Below are 6,274 nucleotides of genomic sequence, written 5' to 3' on the forward strand. Positions count from 1 at the left end.
CGCCATCAGACGGGCGGTCTCGGCCACGAACAGCGGGTTGCCGCCGGTCCGTTCGGCGACCGTGCGGACCGTGTGCGGGTCGGCCTCCAGGCCGGAGCGTTCCAGCAGCACGTGGCGGACGTCGTCCTCGTCCAGCCCCGCGAGCGTCACGTTCTCCGCCGTCTGCACGGCCAGAGCGGCTCCCGCCGCCATCAGGTGGTCGCCGGCCTCCGTCGGCCGGTGCGTGAGGACCACCAGAACGGGGACGCCCGCCAGCCTCGCCGTCAGATGACGCAGCAGCTGCAAGGTGGCGTCGTCGGCGCGGTGGACGTCCTCCAGCACGAGCAGCAGCGGCCCGGGAACGCTCTCCAGGTAGTCGCCCACCGCCTGGGCCAGCAGGAACTGGCCTGCGCCGGGGGAGTCCTCCCGCAACAGGGGCGCGAGCCGCGCCTCCGTCCCGGGATCGGCAGGATGGACCGCGAACAGGGTCCGCAGGACCTCGGTCCACGCCCACGCGGGCGGCACGCCGCCGAGCGTCTCCGGGCACCGGCCGACCGCGGTTCGCCAGCCCTCGCCGGCCAGGCGCCGCAGCAGGGCGTCGGCCAGCGTGCTCTTGCCCGCGCCGGGGTCGCCGCCCAGCCAGGCCACGCGGAACCCGTGCCTGGCCTGCTCGGCGGCGGAGACCAGGCGGCCGAGCTCCGCCGCACGGCCGACCATCCGAGGCTGCGGGATGTCGGCCGGTGACTGCATAGTCGGGGCTTGGGCAGTCGGGGATTGGGCGGCCGGCGGGGTGAGACTCACCGGCGAGATGGCGGTCTTCGGCGCGTCGAGGGCTTCGCTGTGCGTGAGGATGCCGGCCTCGAGAGCGCGCAGGGCGGGGCCCGGGTCCATGCCCAGCTCCTCCGCCAGCTTGGCCCGGGTCCTGCGCAGCGCCGCCAGGGCGTCGGCCTGCCGTCCCGAGCGGTAGTAGGCGAGGGCGAGAAGGCGCACGGCGTCCTCGCGTAGCGGGTGGTCGGCGACGTGCCGCTCCAGCTCGGGCACGATCTCGGCATGCCGGCCGAGCGCGAGCTTCGCCTCCGCGCGATACTCGGCGGTCAGCATCCTCATCTCTTCCAGCCGGGCCGCCTCCGGCACCGCCCAGTCCTCGTCGCCGAACTCGGCGAAGGCGGATCCCTTCCACAGCGACAGGGCCTCGTCGACCGTGCGCAGCGCATCAGCCGGCTCGCCCCCGCCGAGGAGGCTCGACGCCGCGTCCATCAGCGTGGGGAAGCGCCACGCGTCCACGGCGTCGGCGTCGAGGTGCAGCACATATCCGGGTGGAGCGGTCACCAGGACCCTCGCCGGAGTCCGCGGCGCGCGGCCCGGTTCGAGGACGCGGCGCAGGTTGGAGATGTAGACCTGCAACGCGCCCAGCGCCTTCGGCGGGGGCTGGCCCTGCCACAGGTCGTCGATGAACCGGTCGGTCGAGACCACGTGCCCGCCGGCGCAGACGAGTCTCGCCAGCACCGCCCGCTGGAGCGGCGGTCCGAGGTCGACCGAATGCCCGCCCACTTCGGCCCGGAACTGGCCGAGAACCCATAAACGCACCATTTCGAGGAGAGCATAGGGATCGTTCCACGCCCCGGCATAGTCACAATTCCGGCAGCCCTATTAAGGCGGCCGAGCAGGACGATCCAGGTCGCCGAGGGGGCGCAGGGCGAGGCCGCGATCCGCGTGACGCCGCCTACCCGCGATCAGGTCCTGCCCAGGGATCCGAAGACGAGCTCGACGAGCGCCCGGGAGATCGTCTCCGGATCGCCCTGGGCGCTCTCCGGCAGGGAGCCGCTGAGCCACAGGCCGGCGAACCCGTGGGCGAGCGACCACGCCGCGATCGTGGTCAGCCGGTCCTGCGCCGGGCTCGGCGACAGGGTGCCCGCGCTGGTGACGAGCACAGCGGCGGCACGCTCACGCGCCGAGCTCATCCCCGGATCGTCCGCGCGATACAGCTCCGGACGGAACATCACCTCGAAGTAGGGCCTGTGGTCGATGGCGAAGCGCACGTAGGCCACCCCCACCGCGAAGACGTCGTCCCCGGCCGCGCGTTCCAGACTGTCGGCGAACAGTTCGAAGCCCTCGGCGGCCACGGCCGTCAGCAGTCCCGTCTTGTCGCCGAAGTGGTGCGCGGGCGCGGCATGCGAGACGCCCGCACGGCGGGCCAGCTCACGCAGGCTCCATCCGGCCGGACCGGACTCGCCGATGGCCTGCAGGGCGGCGTCGATGACGGCCCGCCGCAGGTTGCCGTGGTGGTAGGCCGGCTCGTTGATCTCTCTCACCTCCGCGCTGCGCTGCTTGGGCGGCCCACTCTATCTTGACGTTGACAAGATAACGGAGTCTCCTTCAATCTAGCCACTGACAAGATTGGAGGAGGGATGGTTCCCTTCATCGCCCTCATCGGGGGTTTCGCCGCCCTGCGGCTGCTGGGTCTGGCCGGCGTCGACATGCTGGACGGCTGGCAGCCCGCACTGCGCGGCGCGCTGGCGTTGATGTTGGTCTTCACCGGTGTGCCGCATTTCCTGCCCTCGTGGCGGCGGGACTTCGTCGCCATGATCCCTCCGGTGTTCCCCCGGCCCGCCCTGCTGGTCACCCTCACCGGGGTGCTGGAGCTGGCCGGCGCGGCCGGACTGCTGCTGGCGCCGATCGCGCCGTACGCCGCGGTCGGGCTCGCGCTGCTCATGATCGCCATGTTCCCGGCCAACGTCTCGGCGGCGCGGCGCGGCCTCACCCTGGCGGGAAAGCCGGTGACTCCGCTGCCCGCACGCACCGCCCTGCAGGTGCTCCTCGTCGCCGCCGCCGTCGCGGCGGCCGTGTGAACCAGAGCCGGTCACAGCCAGGCACGCCGGACGCGCGCCTCATCGAGCCCCAAGGAACACCATCATGACTACTCCCCGCACGGCCCCCGATGTCGACCACATCGACCACACCGTGCTCATCACCAGCTCGCCTGCGCGGGGTGGCCGCTGCCGGTCGCGAACCCGTCCCGACCCCTGCCGGTCCGCGACCTGCCGCCGCTGCTCGGCGCGGGGACCTGGAGCGACTTCTCGATAACCGACAGCCTGGTCCGGCGGATCCCCGGCTCGGCCACGGTCAGGTACGACGGTCCCGGCCACGTCCTCTACCTCTCCGGCGACCGGTGTGCGATCGGGCATGCCACCCGGTATCTCACGGACCTGACGGTGCCCCCGCCCGGCACCGTCTGCCTTCCCGGCGACTGACCCGGCCCGGCGGCCTCCGCCGCCGTGGCGGAGGCCGCAGGCCCGGTCATCACCCGTACACCTGTCACCCGTAGACCGGTCACCCGTACACCTGTCACCCGTACACCTGGGAGACCCGGCGCTCGTACGTCCGGCGCCAGGAGAGCCGGTAGAGGATCCGCATGATCGCCGGGGCGGTCCTGAAGATGTGCTCGCGGTCGGCGGGAGTGGCCACGTCGACCAGCCAGGCGGCGAGCATCGGGAGGTCGCGGCCGTGGCTCTTGCCGACCTTCTTGCCCGACTCCTCCCACCAGGCCGCGCTGACGTGCTCCCTGATCAGCGGGACGACCTCGGACTCCTCCAGGTCGAGGTGGGTGTTCAGCAGCCGGTCGAGCGCGCGCAGGTCGGCCGCGACCTCGCGAGCGGGCCGGCCGCCGTCGGAGAGCCTGCCGATGACGGCGTCCATCTCCTGATGGTCGGCCTCCAGCCGGTCCAGCACCGCGCGGGCCTCCGGGACCAGGCCGCGCAGCAGCGGCCAGATCGCCTCGTCCTCCTCGGTGTGGTGGTGGTGCAGGGCGCGCAGCAGCAGCGCGAGGTGCTCGTCGACGACCGCGCGGCGCCGCTCGTCGCGGGGGTCGCAGCGGTCGAGGACCTCGGCCAGCCTGCCGAACTCGCGCCGGAGGCCGGCGTGGAAGACGAGGAACGTGACGAGGTCGGGAGCGGGTTCGCCCGGCCGGCGCCGGGTCTGCGTCGGTGTTGTCATGGCCCCACGATGCGGGACCCGCCTTCATCGCGACTCAACGCCGGCTTGCGGCCCGCTCACCGCCCGCTCGTCAGCCGCGTACGGCCTCGCGTTCGGCGGCGATGCGCGCGGCCCACCAGGCCAGCCCGGCCGCCGCGCACCGCTTCCCGGCCGCCTCCAGATGCGCCCGCGCCGTGTCCGGACCGGCGGCCCCGCCCAGGTGGGCCAACCGCCCCAGGAAGTAGCCGACCGGCCCGGCGCAGAACGTCCCGGCCCCGAAGGCGATCCTGTCCTCGTACGGCAGGAGCCTGTGATAGGTCCGGACGCACCCCTCGTGGTCGCCCGCGACGATCTGGGCCTCGCCCAGCAGGCATATCCCGGGCAGTTCGCCGAAGTCGCGCGGCAGCGCGTGCCAGCCCTGCTCGCGCGCCGCCGCGGCCGGCCCGCGGTCGCCCCGCCAGTCCCCGACGAGCACGCCTATCACCTGCCGGTGGGCCGGGAAGGGGGAGTACTGCTCCATCAACTCCTCGACGCCGTCGGTCTCCCGCATCGTGAACTGCCGGGCGAGCAGCGCGGAGGCGAGCACGGTGCTCGTGTACCAAAGGTTGAGCCGCTCGCCCGCCTCCGCCGCCGCGGCGTACGCCTCGCCCGCGCCGTCGAAGTCGCCCTCCAGCAGGCGCCGGGCGCCCGTGTACATGAACTGCTGGAACCGCGGCCAGGGCAGGTCGAGCCGCTGGACCAGCACGGCCGCCCGCTCGGCGGCCCGGTCGGCCCCGGCGACGTCGAACAGCTCCATCCGGGAACGTTCCCTGATCATGTGGCCGAGCAGTTCGAACCCGGGCGATCCGAGCCGGGTGAGCTCCTCGCCGATGGCGTCGATCTCCGGGATGCGCTCCGGCAGGTGCACGCCGAGGAAGCGCGCGTTGAGCGTGAACCCGAGCAGCTCCTCGCCCGCCTCGCCCCGGGCGACCAGGCGGCGGGCCATGGCCAGCGCCTCGGCGGTGGCCGTGTCGCACCGGGGATCGGCCGAGCTGTCGTAACGTTCCATCCCCAGGCAGCCGAGCAGCCGGCAGCGCAGCTCGGAGTCCTCCTCGGGCAGGGCGGCCAGCGCGTCCTCAATCCGCCGCACCACCTGCAGCTCCACGTCGCCGTACGCGTACATCTTCCACAGGGCGGGAGCGTCGAGGCTGGTCAGCGCGCGGGCGGCGAGCAGCGGATCACCCGGCCCGTCGGCCGCGAGCACCGCCTCCACCCTGGTCTGCCGGGCAGAGACGCCGTCGCCGGCGTCGAGCTGCGCGCGGACCAGCTCCAGCAGCAGTTCCACGTGTCCGGCCGGGTCCGCGCCGGGCAGCGTCCCGTGCGCCTCGACCGCGCGCCGCCACCACTGCGCGGCGTCCTCGTAGGCGTGCCGGCCGGCCGCCTGCCGCGCGGTGGCCGAGGCCCAGCGCACCGCGTCGGCCGCGGCGCCGGGACCGGCGGCCAGCGCGTGCCTGGCGAGCACCGCCAGGTCGGCCCCCGGCCGTAGCCGGAGCGCCCGCAGCGCGGCCAGGTGGAGCCCGGCCCGGCGGCGCGGCGGGATGTCGGCGTAGACCGTCTCCCGGATGAGATCGTGGGTGAAGCGCAGGTCCTCGTCGAGGACGCGGATGGCGGTCGCCGCGTCTAGCGCCTCGTCCACGTCCGCGCCCGAGGCCTCCCCGGCGACCTCGGCCAGCAGCCCCCGGTCCGCGCCGGTGCCGAGCACGGCCGCCGCGTCGATCGCGGGACGGTACGGGGCGGGCAGGTCGAGCAGGCGGCGGCGCAGCACGTCGGCCAGGCCCTCGGGCACGCCGGTGAGCGCCCGCTCGATGCCCTGGTCCTCGGCCAGGCGGAGGGTCTCGCGGATGAACAGCGGATTGCCCCGGGTGCGTTCGGCGAGCGCCGCCACGGCCGCCGCGTCGCGCAACCCGGACAGCTCGGCGACCGCGGCGGGGTCGAGCCCGGCCAGCGGCAGGCGGAGGGCGTCGTGCCGGCCGAGCATGCCGAGCGCGTCGTGCACCGCGGCCGGGCCCTCGCCGGACCGTACGGTGACCACGATCGCGACCCTGCCGCGCAGCAGCATCGGGAGGTCGGACAGCAGGCCGAGCGACGCCGTGTCGGCCCACTGGAGGTCGTCGATCACCACGAGCAGCGGCCGGTCGGCGGCGACCGTCGCCAGGTACGCCGCGGTGGCCTGGTGCAGCCGGAACCGGGCCTCGCCCGCCTCGGCCGGCCGATCGCCGGGCGACGCCGTGCCGTCTCGCGGGGCGGTGCCGTCTCGCGCGGTGCCGTCTCGCGGGGCGGTGCC

At 74.3% G+C, this 6,274-nt stretch carries 6 protein-coding genes; 2 read left to right on the forward strand and 4 right to left on the reverse strand.

What is annotated here, in order from left to right; all coding sequences use genetic code 11:
• On the reverse strand, nt 1-1,569 hold a 1,569-nt coding region (locus tag AB0J39_RS37235; RefSeq protein WP_363473524.1), incomplete at its 3' end, for a BTAD domain-containing putative transcriptional regulator.
• 143 nt (nt 1,570-1,712) lie between these two features.
• The gene (locus AB0J39_RS37240; RefSeq protein WP_363473526.1) at nt 1,713-2,291 is read right to left on the reverse strand and encodes a TetR/AcrR family transcriptional regulator; all 579 of its coding nucleotides are present in this window, start codon (nt 2,289-2,291) and stop codon (nt 1,713-1,715) included.
• 96 nt (nt 2,292-2,387) lie between these two features.
• On the opposite strand from AB0J39_RS37240, the gene AB0J39_RS37245 reads away from it, so the two are divergent.
• Nucleotides 2,388-2,828, forward strand: coding sequence for a hypothetical protein (locus AB0J39_RS37245; RefSeq protein WP_363473528.1), 441 nt, complete (start codon nt 2,388-2,390; stop codon nt 2,826-2,828).
• Between the two features lie 147 nt (nt 2,829-2,975).
• Nucleotides 2,976-3,230, forward strand: a complete 255-nt coding sequence (locus AB0J39_RS37250; protein WP_363473534.1) for an alpha/beta hydrolase — start codon at nt 2,976-2,978, stop codon at nt 3,228-3,230.
• A gap of 94 nt (nt 3,231-3,324) precedes the next feature.
• Here AB0J39_RS37250 and AB0J39_RS37255 read toward each other — a convergent pair whose 3' ends face one another.
• Both AB0J39_RS37255 and AB0J39_RS37260 read right to left on the reverse strand, forming a co-directional pair.
• Nucleotides 3,325-3,972: a hemerythrin domain-containing protein gene (locus AB0J39_RS37255; RefSeq protein WP_363473530.1), complete on the reverse strand. Its 648-nt coding sequence runs from the start codon at nt 3,970-3,972 to the stop codon at nt 3,325-3,327.
• 70 nt (nt 3,973-4,042) lie between these two features.
• Nucleotides 4,043-6,274: AAA family ATPase (locus tag AB0J39_RS37260; protein WP_363473532.1), on the reverse strand; the 2,232-nt coding region annotated here is incomplete at its 5' end.

The sequence above is a fragment of the Microbispora sp. NPDC049633 genome (genome assembly GCF_040675265.1).
Lineage (GTDB): Bacteria > Actinomycetota > Actinomycetes > Streptosporangiales > Streptosporangiaceae > Microbispora > Microbispora maris.